12 protein-coding genes are annotated in these 12,782 nt (G+C 66.7%); 3 read left to right on the top strand and 9 right to left on the bottom strand.

Translation table 11 applies throughout. The features are described 5' to 3' along the window. Window positions 1-19 precede the first annotated feature (19 nt). The 3 genes from QRM60_RS20290 to QRM60_RS20300 all read right to left on the bottom strand — a co-directional run bounded on the left by QRM60_RS20290 (window position 20) and on the right by QRM60_RS20300 (window position 2,465). Window positions 20-937 carry an alpha/beta fold hydrolase gene (locus QRM60_RS20290; protein WP_285446915.1) on the bottom strand — a complete coding sequence of 306 codons (918 nt, stop codon included), beginning with the start codon at window positions 935-937 and terminating at the stop codon, window positions 20-22. A gap of 89 nt (window positions 938-1,026) precedes the next feature. Further along, on the bottom strand, window positions 1,027-2,043 hold the full coding sequence (locus QRM60_RS20295; RefSeq protein WP_040940356.1) for a 3-oxoacyl-ACP synthase III: 1,017 nt from the start codon (window positions 2,041-2,043) through the stop codon (window positions 1,027-1,029). A 101-nt stretch (window positions 2,044-2,144) separates the two neighbouring features. Then, entirely contained in the window at window positions 2,145-2,465 is a 321-nt protein-coding gene (locus QRM60_RS20300) for a DUF4156 domain-containing protein (protein WP_014509441.1), read from the bottom strand. 387 nt (window positions 2,466-2,852) lie between these two features. Here QRM60_RS20300 and QRM60_RS20305 point away from each other — a divergent pair, with 387 nt between their 5' ends. After that, window positions 2,853-3,311, top strand: a complete 459-nt coding sequence (locus QRM60_RS20305; protein WP_070689347.1) for a hypothetical protein — start codon at window positions 2,853-2,855, stop codon at window positions 3,309-3,311. A 54-nt stretch (window positions 3,312-3,365) separates the two neighbouring features. After that, window positions 3,366-3,842 (top strand): tRNA (cytidine(34)-2'-O)-methyltransferase, encoded by a 477-nt coding sequence (locus QRM60_RS20310; protein ID WP_011035465.1) that lies wholly within the window; start codon window positions 3,366-3,368, stop codon window positions 3,840-3,842. A gap of 9 nt (window positions 3,843-3,851) precedes the next feature. On the opposite strand, the gene QRM60_RS20315 is transcribed toward QRM60_RS20310, so the two are convergent. The 6 genes from QRM60_RS20315 to poxB all read right to left on the bottom strand — a co-directional run bounded on the left by QRM60_RS20315 (window position 3,852) and on the right by poxB (window position 11,471). After that, window positions 3,852-5,072 (bottom strand): MFS transporter, encoded by a 1,221-nt coding sequence (locus QRM60_RS20315; RefSeq protein ID WP_285446916.1) that lies wholly within the window; start codon window positions 5,070-5,072, stop codon window positions 3,852-3,854. 102 nt (window positions 5,073-5,174) lie between these two features. Continuing rightward, window positions 5,175-5,810 carry a hypothetical protein gene (locus QRM60_RS20320; RefSeq protein WP_285446917.1) on the bottom strand — a complete coding sequence of 212 codons (636 nt, stop codon included), beginning with the start codon at window positions 5,808-5,810 and terminating at the stop codon, window positions 5,175-5,177. A 139-nt stretch (window positions 5,811-5,949) separates the two neighbouring features. After that, window positions 5,950-6,750: a hypothetical protein gene (locus QRM60_RS20325; RefSeq protein WP_285446918.1), complete on the bottom strand. Its 801-nt coding sequence runs from the start codon at window positions 6,748-6,750 to the stop codon at window positions 5,950-5,952. A 177-nt stretch (window positions 6,751-6,927) separates the two neighbouring features. Next, the gene (locus QRM60_RS20330; RefSeq protein ID WP_285446919.1) at window positions 6,928-8,289 is read right to left on the bottom strand and encodes a sigma-54 dependent transcriptional regulator; all 1,362 of its coding nucleotides are present in this window, start codon (window positions 8,287-8,289) and stop codon (window positions 6,928-6,930) included. Continuing rightward, on the bottom strand, window positions 8,274-9,716 hold the full coding sequence (locus tag QRM60_RS20335) for a HAMP domain-containing sensor histidine kinase (RefSeq protein WP_285446920.1): 1,443 nt from the start codon (window positions 9,714-9,716) through the stop codon (window positions 8,274-8,276). Before QRM60_RS20335 ends, QRM60_RS20330 begins: the two co-directional genes overlap by 16 nt. Before the next feature lie 45 nt (window positions 9,717-9,761). Then, the gene (poxB, locus tag QRM60_RS20340; protein WP_193589228.1) at window positions 9,762-11,471 is read right to left on the bottom strand and encodes a ubiquinone-dependent pyruvate dehydrogenase; all 1,710 of its coding nucleotides are present in this window, start codon (window positions 11,469-11,471) and stop codon (window positions 9,762-9,764) included. Between the two features lie 366 nt (window positions 11,472-11,837). Here poxB and QRM60_RS20345 point away from each other — a divergent pair, with 366 nt between their 5' ends. Continuing rightward, complete coding sequence (locus tag QRM60_RS20345) at window positions 11,838-12,434, top strand: diffusible signal factor-reguated Ax21 faimly virulence factor (protein WP_042596714.1); 597 nt, start codon at window positions 11,838-11,840, stop codon at window positions 12,432-12,434. Window positions 12,435-12,782: the final 348 nt, after the last annotated feature.

A 12,782-nucleotide genomic window follows, 5' to 3' on the forward strand; every position in this document is an offset into this window, starting at 1 on the left:
CATGGATGCGGCACTCGCCCTACAGCGGATTGCGCTCCAGAAACGCGCGGATTGCCGGCACCAGCACCTCGTGCTTGTCTTCGAGCACGTAGTGGTTGGCATCGTCGAACGCCATCACCTCGGCGTGCGGCAGCGCGCGGCGGAAACCGGCCAGAAAGTGCTTGTCGAAACAGATGTCGCGCAGGCCCCAGGCGATGAAGGCCGGGCGGTCGGCAAACGACGGCAACGCTTGCGCCGAGCGCTCCAGCAGCGACCAGGCCTGATCGGCCGGCGACAGCGGGATGTCCTGCATGAAGCGGATCGTGGAAATGCGGTTCTTCCAGCTGTCGTACGGGGCGACATAGGCACGGCGCACAGCGGCCGGCATCCGCCGCGACACGCCCAACCACGAGGCGCCGGAGGAGAACGCATTGAAGGTGCGGATGAACCACTCGCCCAACCGCCAATGCCGGCCCATCGCGATCTGCCATGGCATCGGCTTTTCCGGCGGTAGCGGGAATGCGGCGGTGTTGGTGATCACCAGGCGCTTGACCTGCGCGTGGTGCGAAAGCGCCCAGCCAAAACCGATCATGCCGCCCCAATCGTGCACCGCCAGCGTGATCGGCCCGGTGATGCCCAGGTGCTGCAGCAGGTGGTCCAGATCGTCCACGCGCGATTGCAACGTGTAGTCGTAACGCGGCTGCGCATCGGGCGCATCGTCGGGCTTGTCGGACAGGCCCATGCCGATGTGGTCGGGCACGATACAGCGATAGCGATCAGACAGACCGCTCACCAGATGCCGCCACAGATAGCTCCACGACGGATTGCCGTGCAGCATGACCACCACCTCGCCATCGCGCGGACCTTCGTCCAGATACGACATCGACACGCCCGGGCGGACCTGCAGACGGTGTGGCGTGAACGAATAGCCCGGCAGGCGCGAAACGGATGCAGTCATCGGGTCACCAGCAAAAAGAAAAACGCCTGCGTCGCGATGGCGCAGGCGTCGGTCGTACGATCAACAGCGATGGGCGTGCGCCCGATCGATCACCAAACCACTTCGGCCATCGAGCAATTCAGGCCAGAACCGATGCCGAGCAGCGCGATGCGATCGCCCTTCTTCAACCGGCCCAGTTCCTTGAGCTTGCTCAACACGATCGGCACCGAGGCCGGGCCGATGTTGCCGTGCTCACCAAAGATGGTCATGACCTTGGCCGGGTCGATGCCGAAGGACTTCACGAACGCCGCCGTGTGCGGGCGGCTGACCTGGTGGATGACGAACTGGTCCAGTTCTTCCACGGCCCAGCCCAGCACCTGCTTGGCGGCCACGAAGGTTTTCTGCGCCAGCTTGATGCCTTCGATCAGCAGCAGGCGGGTGTCGGTGACCATGCGGTCCAGGTTGCCCCGGCAGAGCTTGTTCCACTCGGTGGCCGAGCGCGTCACGCCGCCCTTGTAGCGCGGCGCGTCGGGGACCAGCTCCGAACGTGCCATCACCATGGCGGCCGCACCGCAGCCCAGCGTCAACGCAGCGAGTTCGTTGCGGAACTCTTCTTCGGTGACGTCCGGCGAGGTCATGCGCTCGAGGGTTTTTTCGTACACCAGGTTGGCGGTTTCGCCATCCACGACCAGGGCGTAGTCGATCTCGCCGCGTTCGAGCATGCGCGCAGCGATGTCCATGCCATTGATGAAGGCAAGACAGGCGTTGGCCACGTCGAAGGTCATGCAGTGGTCGCTGACACCCAGGTTGCCGGACACGATGGAGGCCGTGGACGGCTCCAGGTAATCACGGCTCACCGAGGTGTTGACCAGCAAGCCGATCTTCTCGATGCCGATGTTGGCATCGATCAGGGCCTTGCGGGCAGCCTGGGTGGCGGCGTCCGATGCCTGGACATCCTGGTCCCACAAGCGCCGTGCATGGATACCGGCAACATCGCCCAATACGTCGGTCTTGATCCCAAGACGGTCGTAGGTCGGTTGCAGGCGCTCGTTGATTTCCTTGGAAGTCAGCGTGTGCGGCGCATCAATATGCGCCAGTCCCGCGATGGAGACATTCTGGAAGAGCATCGAAGTAGCGCCATGGCGTCAGGCGAGGGGGCGCCATTCTATCTGCTGGCCGCTTTTACCGCATCTTTACATTTGCCCCGCGCTCGCCCCAGCCCAACGGTTCAGCGCGGCGGGCACCGGAACGCGTTGAAACGCTGGCTGCCATCGAGCGGCTGGCCTTGTGCCTGCACGGTGTTGGCATTGGCGCCAGGCGCCTCGTTACGCGCAAGGGTTTCCAGTTCTTCCTGCACCCGCAACGGGTTGCGATTGTAGAAACCGACCTTGCTCTTGACCGTCACCACCACTTCGCCCTGCTGCTGACAGCCAGCTGGCACAGGGCCTGCGGGCAGGACCTGCACGCCTTTGCCGCTCTGTTCGATGGGAACCCAGGTGCAGGCCGCAGTGGTGGCGGCAACCAGAACAGACAGCAGGATCACGCGCATAAGACAGACACCTGAGGGCAAAGCCGGATTGTGCCGTAGCTGCCTGAATTGGCAATAAGGCGTGCTACCGAGAGGCAACCGGCAGCCCCCGGTGTGCGCTGCGCTCCCGCCCAGGCCTTGGCCCGGCGCGTCCGCCCGGCCGATGTGGTGTCCGCGTGTCCGGATGCGGACAGCCCCATGCAGCACCGCCGCCTTCAAAAACAACAACTTAAAGATGGCACGGCGATTGCTCTGGTTATGGCAGCCGTCCCGACGCCCCGTGCGCTGCCAGTAAATATGACTACACGCTGAACAGAATAAAAATAACACCGAAAGTTCTTGCAGCTACCGAAACGGTGTACTACCTTACTACCACACCACTGATCACCTACACCAAGAGACCTCGCCATGACCACCAAGACCCTGCGCATCGCCCTCGCCGCCGCCCTGATTGCCGGCGCCTCCTTTGCCAACGCGCATGCCGCTTCCCTCACCACGCTGGACACCGTGCAGGTGCGCCCGGCCGCCGACCAGATCGCCCAGCAGACGCTGGAGCGCAGCAGCGGCATCCGCACCTTGACCGCCGTGCAGGTGCGCCCTTCGACCGAGCAACTGGCTGCCCTGGCCGCCGAACAGGCGGGCCCGCGCATCGTGACCCTGGCCGCCGTGCAGGTGCGTCCGACCGCCGAACAGCGCGCCGACCTGCTGGTGCATACCGCTGCCGCCACCGCGCAGGCTGCCACCGGCCACGCCGCTGCTGCACTGGGTGCGCTGGTCGGCCAGGTCATCGTCAACCTGCCGGTGCCGCAGCTGCAGCCCACCCCGGTCGAGCTGGAAGCACTGGTCAGCGCCACCCTGGGCCAGTAACTGCCGGCCGGTCATTACCGGCCGGCCCATGCGCGGCGCAGCTACACTGCGCGCATGTCAGCCCCCGTCCTCGATGTCATCCTGTTCCAACCCGAAATTCCGCCCAACACGGGCAATGTGATCCGCTTGTGCGCCAATACCGGCGCGCGCCTGCACCTGATCGAGCCCCTGGGCTTTGACCTCAGCGACAAGCAGCTCAAGCGCGCCGGCCTGGACTATCACGAATACGCGCGTCTGCAGGTGCATCCGGACCTGCCCACTGCGCTGGCCACGCTCGCACCCAAGCGCGTGTTTGCGCTGAGTACCCGCAGCACCGTGCGCTATGACACACCGCAGTTTGCCGATGGCGATGCCTTTCTGTTTGGCCCCGAAACACGCGGCCTGCCGGCAGAGGTGCTGGAGTCCATCCCGCCGCAGCACCGGCTTCGCCTGCCGATGCGCCCGGACAATCGCAGCCTCAATCTGTCCAACACCGTGGCGGTGATGGTGTTCGAGGCGTGGCGACAATGGAACTTCACAGGCGGGCAGTAGCCAAGCGCATCACCTCGCCGCGCCGGCAGCCAATGCCTGTTTGAGCACCGTGTGGCAGCTCGCCCAGAGCGCAACCGCGAGCAGCGCGATGGCGCCCAGCACCAGAAACGCGGTGCGGTAGCCGAAGGCGGCGCTGAGCCAGCCGCCCAATGCCGGGCTCAAAGCAGCACCGATCCCTTGCACGGTCATCACCGCGCCCTGGCCCACGTTGACCCGGCCGGTGCCATGCAGCAGCCGCGCGACCAATGCGGGGACCACCACGCTCTGCAAGCCAGCGCCCAGGCCATCGAGCATCTGCACTGGAAACACGCCCCAGCCTTCGATCAGCGAAGCGGCCACCAACGCGCGCAGCGGCAACGCCAGAAAGGCCACCAGCAGCACCCACCAATGGCCATGCACGCGGATCCAGCGCATCGCCAACAAGGCCACCAGCATCATCGTGGCCTGTGCCACCACGATGGTGGTAGCGGTCAACGCGCTGGGGTCGCCCGCATGGGCGGCGACGATCGCCATGCCGTACAGCGGCAGCATGGCCGCGTTGCCCAGATGGAACAGCCCCAGGGTAATCGCCAACAGCGCCAGCGGGCGGCAGGTCAGCAGCACCCGCCAGCCACTCACCGCCTCACCGGTTCGCGCTCCCTGCAAACCGCGCGCAGCGCGGTGGTCGATGGACGCTGCAGGAATCAGCAACACCGAGGCGATCGCCAGCACGCCGAAGGCGGCCGTCAGCACAAACACCGCGCCGAAGCCGTAGCGCCAGCCCAGCCAGCCGGCGAGTGCAGCGGCCAGCAGGTTGCCGCCGTGGTTGGCGACCTGGTTGCGCGCCAACTGATGATCGAAGCCCTGTGCCCGGACCAGTCCGAGCGTGATGCCGGTCAGCGCCGGGCCGATGCCGGCGGCTGCCAGGGCCGAGGCAATCTGCGCCACCACTACCCCGGGAAAACTCGGCCGCAGCCAGATCAGCGCGGTGGCCAGCAGGATCGCCAGCGCGCCAATCACCACCACCGCGCGTTTTCGACGGGTGGCATCGACCAATGCACCGGCCGGGGTGGTCGCCAGCATGCCGGCGATTCCGCCGGCGCTCATGACAGTGCCGATCGCCCCCACCGACCAGCCCCTGGATTGCAGGAACACGCTCAAGAATGGCCCCAACCCGTCCTGCACATCGGCCACGCTGAAGTGCAGCACCTCCAGCGCGCGGGTGCCACGCCGGCCGCGGCTCATGCGCACGCCACGTGCAGCACGCGCACGACCGCTGCGCACAGCCCGGCGGCGGTGCGCACACCCCAGGGACCGGAACGCCTTGCACGCAGCCGCCGCATCGCCGTCTCCTCAGTGCTTGGGCTTGGGCTTGGGCTTCTTTTTTCCGCCCGGGCCATGTGGTGGATGCGGTGGGTGTGCGATCTCGGTCAGCGTCGCCGGCTTGGCGCCCAGGGCATGCGCGTGCATCAGCACGCCCTGCGGGGTGGTGGTGAGCTCGCCTTCGGCACTGAGCGGCTTGCCGAGGACCAGTTGCTTGGCAAACGCGCCCGCGGCATGCGGCGGAAACCGCACGGTGACCGCGTCGTCCAGCAACACGCCGTGCACCTGCCCGTGTGGGCCATGCAGCAGGTGGGTGATGGTGCCGCTGTGCTGGGCGTGCTGCGGTTTGGCGGGTTTGGCTGCCGGCGGTTTCGGCTTGGGCTTGGCATGTGGGCCGTGCGGGCCCTCGTCGAGGATGCGCGCGCCGCCATCGGGGTCGATCGCCAGCGCGACCAGCATGTCCACACCGCGTGGCTTGAGCCCGCGGATGGTCAAGGCGCTGCCCGGCGCAAGCGCCTTCAGCAGGGCGGCGGACAGATGCGGCGGTGTGTGCACTTCGGTGCCGTCGGTCAGCAGCAGGCCGTCGATGTCGGCCTTGGGGTTGAGCAGAAAGCGCGCCAGGGTGCCGCGGGTTTCGGGCAGGAAATCGGGATCGACCCAATGCATGGTGGTGCTCCAATCAGGATGGCCGGCGAAGACCGGCAACGCGCGCCCCGTGCCACGCGCAAGGCGTGGCTGGTGACGGGGCGCAAGGGGGTGACGTGGGACGTGGGACGCGGCAGTGCCGCGGGGCCCGGCGCGGGACTTAGCGCGGAGCGGGCGGCGGCACCGGGGCGGGCGGTGCGGCGGGTGCTGGCGGCACGGGCGGTGCCGGTGGCACTGGGCCATCCGGGCGCGGCGGGGCGAACAGGGCCCGTTGCGAGGCACGGTCGCGGCCTAGCTGGGTGGCCTCGATGGACCGCCCGGCTGCCGTGGCCACACCGAACCCGCTCACGCTCAACGGCGCACCGGGCTGCAACAGGTCGCCGAACTGCACTGCCAGGTGCGGCGGCATCCGCACCACGGTGCCATCGCTGAGCAGGGCGCCGGTCGCTTCACCGCCCGGCCCGTACACCAGCCGTTCGATCCGCCCCTCCGCCTGCAAGGGCGTCAACGTCGCTGGCGCGGGCGGTGCAGGAGCCGGCAGTGCGGCCGATGGCGGTTGGTCCACCACCTCCTGCCCGCTGCGGGTGGAGCGGATGGCACTGGCACGCAGCACCGGCAGACGGCCCAGGCGATAGCCCTGCACGCTGACGGTATCGCCACGCCGCACCGCCGCCTGCAGGGCGGTGGATAGGTGCGGTGCGAACGCGACCTGGGTGCCATCGCGCAGCCACAGGCCGTCCACCGCGCCATTGGGATTGAGCATGAAGCGTTCGACGGTGCCGGTGACACGCACGGCGGTGGCGGCCACCGGTGCAGGCGGTGTGGGTGGGGCCGGCGGCGGTGGCGGGGCATCGGCGGGTGGGCGCGGCGCAACCGGTGCGGCCGGCGCAGCAGGGACCTGCGCGGCAGCGGTGGCCACGCTGCAGGCCAGCGCAAAGGCGAGTGCGGTCTGACGAATCATGGACAGTGTCTCCATCGCGGCAGGGGCGCCGCGTGCCATCAGGAGAACGCAGCTATCGTGCCAACTGGCAACGCCTTGATTTCATTGCCAGTGGCTGGAGATGCAAGCCATCGCGGCGTCTGCATTCCAGACAACCGCTGTCCGCTTTGCAGACAGCTTGCCGTGCGCAGCGCCTGGCTACTGCAATCCATAGTCGTCGAGCTTGCGGTACAGCAGTTGGCGGTGGATGCCGAGCTGACGGGCGGCCTCGGCGCGGTTGCCCTGCGCCTGCGTCAGCGCGGCCTGGATCATGCGTTTTTCCAGCTGCGCCACCGCTTCGGGCAGCGACTGTGTGCCGGTTGGCGCATCGGCTGGCTGCGGCTGCAGCAGGTCGCCTGGCAACGGTTCGCTCAATGCCTCGTCCAGATCGCCCGCCGCGATGGTGTGCCCGCGCACCAGCAACGCGCAGCGCTGCATGACATTGCGCAATTCACGCACATTGCCCGGCCACGGATAGTCCAGCACCCGGCGCTGCGCATCGGGCGACAGCGCGCGCGCGGCGCCACCGGCGCTCTGCAGAAAGTGCGTGGCCAGCAGCAGGATGTCGTCGCCGCGTTCGCGTAGTGGTGGCAACTCGATCGGCACCACGTTCAAGCGGTAGCGCAGGTCGCTGCGGAACTGCCCGGTGCTCACCCACGCCGCCAGGTCGCGGTGGGTGGCCGCCAGCACGCGGACATCCACCTTCTGCGCGCCATTGCCGCCCAGCGGCGTGACCTCCCCTTCCTGCAGAAACCGCAGCAGCTTGCCCTGCATCGGCAGCGGCATGTCGCCGATCTCATCGAGAAACAAGCTGCCGCCATCGGCCTGGCGAATTAGGCCGATGCGGTCGCTGGTGGCGCCGGAGAATGCGCCTTTGCGGTGCCCGAACAACTCGCTCTCCATCAACTCCAGCGGAATGGCCGCACAGTTGACCGCCACGAAGGCACGCTGCGCGCGCGCACTGGCGTGATGCAAGGCGCGCGCGGCCAGCTCCTTGCCAGTGCCGGTCTCGCCGGTGATCAGCACCGGCAGCTCGGCGCCTGCCGCCAGGCCGATGCGTTTGTGCACAGTGCGCATCGCCGGGCTGTGGCCGATCAGTGCGTCGGCCTCTTCGGCCGGTGCCAGCGATGCGGCACCCGGTTTCGGCGCGTCGGCGGCGCTGTGCAGGGCGCGCTGCACCACCTCCACGATCTCCGCACGCCCCACCGGTTTGACCAGATGGTCGAACGCACCCAAGGTCATCGCTTCGATGGTGTTGCTGCTGGAGGCGTAGGCGGTGAGCATCACCAGCGGCACCTGGCGCGCCGCGGCATGGTCCTGGCGCGCACGCAGCACCGCAATGCCATCCATGCCCGGCATGCGGAAATCCACGAACGCCATGTCCACGCCACCTTCGCGCAACCGCGCGACGCCGGCCGCGCCGTTGTCGAGCGCAATCACGCTGTGGCCGAGCGAGCGCAGCGTGGCCTGCAGCGTGGCCAGAAACGCGGCATCGTCGTCGATGATCAGGATGCGCGCCATGGCAGCTCCAGGATGAAATGGGTGATGCCATCGGCATGCGTGTAATGCACCTGGCCGGCGTGCGCGCGTGCGATCTCGCGTACCAGTGCCAATCCCAGGCCGTTGCCGTCGCTGCGGCCACTGACGAAGGGCTCGAACAACTGCGCAGCCACCGGTTCGGCGATCGGTGTGCCCTGGTTAGCAACGCATAGCTGCAACCTGCCGGCACGCACTGCCGCGTCCACGCGTACTACAGTGCCTGGCTGCGCGTGCTGCCAAGCATTGCGTACCAGGTTATGCACCGCCCGGCCCAGCTGCTGCGGGTCCAGCGCCCATTGCAGCGATGGGTCGGCCACCGAGAGCTGCGGCGGCGGGGTTCCGGTGGGCAGTTCCGCCGGATCCAGCAGTGCCGCCAGCCAGTCGCGCACCACCACGGTGTCCAGGTGCAGGCGGATCGGCTGCACCATCCCGAGCAGGCTTTCGACCACGCCATCCAGGCGCTGGATCTGCGCGAGCATCAAGGCCGCATGCGCGGCCTCGTCCGGCGTGGCGTTGCCACTGGCAATCGCATTCTCGACCGCCAGGCGCATGGTGGCGATCGGGTTGCGGATCTCATGCGCCACGGTGGCGGTCATGCGGCCCAGCGCGGCCAGGCGTTCGTGCCGGGAGAGTTCATCGCCGAGCCGGCGCGTCTGCGCCAGCGCCTGCGCGTTGCGCTGCGCATAGTCGTTCACCGCCGCGCCCAGCCGGTCCAATTCCGGCGCACCGGTCACCGGAATCTGCGGGAGTTCGGTCTCGGCCGCCAAGGCCTGCTGGATGCGATCCAGCCGCCGGCCCCAGCGCCGCACCACCACGCCCAGCGCAATCGCTGACACCGCCACCAGCGCAAAGATCAGCAGCATGCCGATCACCAACGGCCGCCAGGCGTCGGAGGTGCTGGCCGGCACCCGCGTCATCGTCCAGGCCGCGGTGCCTGCCACCAGCGGGCAGGCACTGATCAACAGCACCTCGCGGCTGCCATCGCGGCGGTACTGCACCGGCGTGTTGCCACGCGCACTCTGGCGCGCGGTGGCGACGATGGTGTTCCATTCGGCAGCCGGGATGTCGGTCTTGTGGTCGCTGCCGTCGTAGGTGGGATATGCGTAGGCGATGAATCCCTTCTCTAGATTCCACACCCCACCCTCCACGCCAGGCGCATCGGCTAGCACCAATTGCACCACCACCGCGGCCAGCCCGGCGCCGTTGTCGCCCGCGCGGGCGGCCTCGCTGGCACCGGTGTAGCGCTGCACGATGCGCCCGCACTGCGCCTGCAGTTGCTGGCGTGCCTGGTCCAGGCGCACGCCTTCGGTCTGCTGATACAGCCCAAAGAGCATGGTGGCCACGCCGATGCATGCGGCCACGATCACGATCCAGATCAGCAACAGTTGCCGCAACAACGAACGGGGCATGGGTGCGATCCGAAAGGAGACGTGCAGTGTGCGCGCAGCGCGGTGTCAGCGCAGGTTGGTCTTGGCCAGCGCCAGCACCTCATCGCCCCGCCCGCTCATCACCGCCTTGAGCAGATACAAGCCCATGCCCTTGGCCTGCTCCAGCTTGATCGCCGGTGGCACCACCAGCTCCTGCGTGGCAATGCGCACGTCGACCAAGGCCGGGCCCGAATGCGCGAACGCCTGGCGCAGTGCGCGCTCCAGCTGCGAGGAGGTCTCCACGCGCAGCCCCAGGATGCCCATCGCATTGCTCATCGCAGCGAAATCCGGATTGCGCAGCTCGGTGCCGGTGTCCAGATACCCGGCTGCCTTCATTTCCATCGCCACAAATCCCAGCGACGCGTTGTTGAACACCACCACCTTCACCGGCAGATTCAATTGCGCCAGCGAGATGAAGTCACCCATCAACATCGCAAACCCGCCATCGCCGGAGAGCGAAATCACCTGCCGCCCCGGGCAGGCCGCCTGCACGCCCAGCGCCTGCGGCATCGCATTGGCCATCGAGCCGTGGTTGAAGGAGCCCAGCAGGCGGCGCTGTCCGTTCATGCGCAGATAGCGGGCAGCCCACACCGTCGGCGTGCCCACGTCGCAAGTGAACACCGCATCTTCGTCGGCGATCTGGCTGATCAGGCGGGTGACGAATTGCGGATGCAAGGGCTCGCCTTCGTCCGCCGGTACCGCCAGTTCGTCCAGCCCCTCGCGCGCCTTGCGGTAGTGCGCAAGCGACTTGTCCAGAAAGCCGCGCTCCTCGCGCCGCTCCAGCTGCGGCAACAGCGCAGCGATGGTTTCGCCCACATCGGCGGCAATGCCCAGCTGCAAGGGCGTGCGACGCCCGAGTGCAGCCGGGTCACGGTCCACCTGCACAATCGTGGCGTCCTTCGGATAGAACTGGCGATACGGGAAATCCGTACCCAGCATGATCAAGGTGTCGCAATTGAGCATGGCGTGATAGCCGGAGCTGAAGCCGATCAAGCCGGTCATGCCCACATCGAACGGGTTATTCCACTCCACATGCTCCTTGCCGCGCAGCGCATGCACGATCGGCGCGCCCAGCGTGTCGGCCAGCGCCACCACCGCATCGTGCGCCCCGGCACAGCCGCTGCCGCAGAGCAACGTCACCGCCTTGCTCTGCTGCAGGATCTCCGCCAGTTGCTGCACGTCCTCGGCCGCCGGCAGCAGCCGCGGTGCACGTAGCACGGGCCAAGCGGCAGAGAGGTGTTTGTCGACCTCCATCAGCGCGATGTCGCCGGGAATCACCACCACCGCCACGCCTTGCTGCAGGATCGCAGTACGCATCGCACGGTGCAGCACCTCCGGCAACTGCGCCGGGTTGGTCACCAGCTCGACGAAGTGGCTGCATTCGCGGAACAGCTCCTGCGGATGCGTCTCCTGGAAATAGCTCAAGCCGATCTCGGACGACGGGATATGCGCGGCAATCGCAAGCACCGGCTGCCGGCTGCGGTGGCAATCGAATAGCCCATTGATCAAATGCAGATTACCCGGCCCGCAACTGCCGGCGCACACCGCCAGCTTGCCGGTCACCGCGGCCTCTGCGCCGGCCGCGAATGCCGCCACCTCTTCGTGGCGCACATGCATCCATTCGATGCTCTCCATCTCGCGCAACGCATCGGTCAGCCCATTGAGACTATCGCCGGTCACCCCCCAGATTCGCTCCACCCCGGCACTTTCCAGCGTTTCGGCCATGAACCGCGCCACCGTCTTCTTCTTCGCCACGATGCTGCTCCGCTTCTTCTGGGGACGCCTATGCTCCCAGTGCGCGCGTATCGGCGATGTGCTCGCTTGCAACAGCGCAATGCAGGATTTGCGGTGTTTTTGTGCGGCACCTACACGCCAGCGTCACATCGTTAGCATGCACGTAACGCTGCGTCACGCTTTGCACGTGCGCTACTCGCATACGCTGACAGCCACAAGAAAGCGCAGCTGAACTTGGCGCGATGATTCATCAACCGGTCAGTTCAAAATTCATGTCGCGTTCCATCGAATAACGGAGAATTTACATCTCGGCAGCGAACGGCATTCGCCTCAGCGCCGGCCCAAACCATAAGTACAGGTATCTCGATCATGAAGACTTCTCTGCTGGCCCTCGGCCTTCTCGCTGCCCTGCCGTTTGCGGCCTCCGCTGCCGAAAACCTCTCCTACAACTTCGTCGAAGGCGACTACGTGCGCACCCCGACCGAAGGTCGCGATGCAGATGGTTGGGGCGTGAAGGCGTCCTACGCCGTTGCTCCGAACTTCCACGTGTTCGGCGATTACAGCAAGCAGAACGCTGACGACAACGACAACGTGTTCGAGAGCTCGAACTCCGACTTCCAGCAGTGGGGCGTTGGTGTGGGCTACAACCACGAGATCGCCACGAGCACCGATTTCGTTGCCCGCGTTGCCTACCGCAAGCTGGACCTGGACACCCCGAACATCAGCTTCGACGGCTACAGCGTTGAAGCCGGTCTGCGTAACGCCTTCGGCGAGCACTTCGAAGTCTATGCCCTGGCTGGCTACGAAGACTTCTCCAAGAAGCGCGGCATCGACATCGGCGACAACTTCTACGGCCGCCTTGGCGCCCAGGTGAAGTTGAACCAGAACTGGGGCATCAACGGCGACATCCGTATGGATGGCGACGGCAACAAGGAATGGTCGGTCGGCCCGCGCTTCAGCTGGTAAGCCGCACGTTTGACTGCAGCGCGACTCTCTCCCGCGCTGCATCGGAAGCCCGGTCCCCCGACCGGGCTTCTTTCTTTTGTGCGATCGGAGTTGCATGCGCCTGTGCAAGCCCGCGCGTTTCGCAAACTCGGCGCTCCAACGCCGAAGCCGACACGTGTGCGCACGACAGCTTCTGCCGCGTCACCGTGGCGCACTGGTCGAAAGCTCTGTGCTGCTGATACACACCCCTAGTCTTCGCGTGCAATGCGAGCACGGAGATCCTGCGATGGACACGCGTCGCCAATCCGGCGTACGGCCCTCAGAACCTGTTCACGATCTTTTCTGATCAGTGCAGACTATGCGGATGCG

Origin of the sequence: Xanthomonas sp. fls2-241-TYG-148 (genome assembly GCF_030208815.1) — a bacterium.
In the GTDB taxonomy this organism is placed as follows: domain Bacteria; phylum Pseudomonadota; class Gammaproteobacteria; order Xanthomonadales; family Xanthomonadaceae; genus Xanthomonas; species Xanthomonas campestris.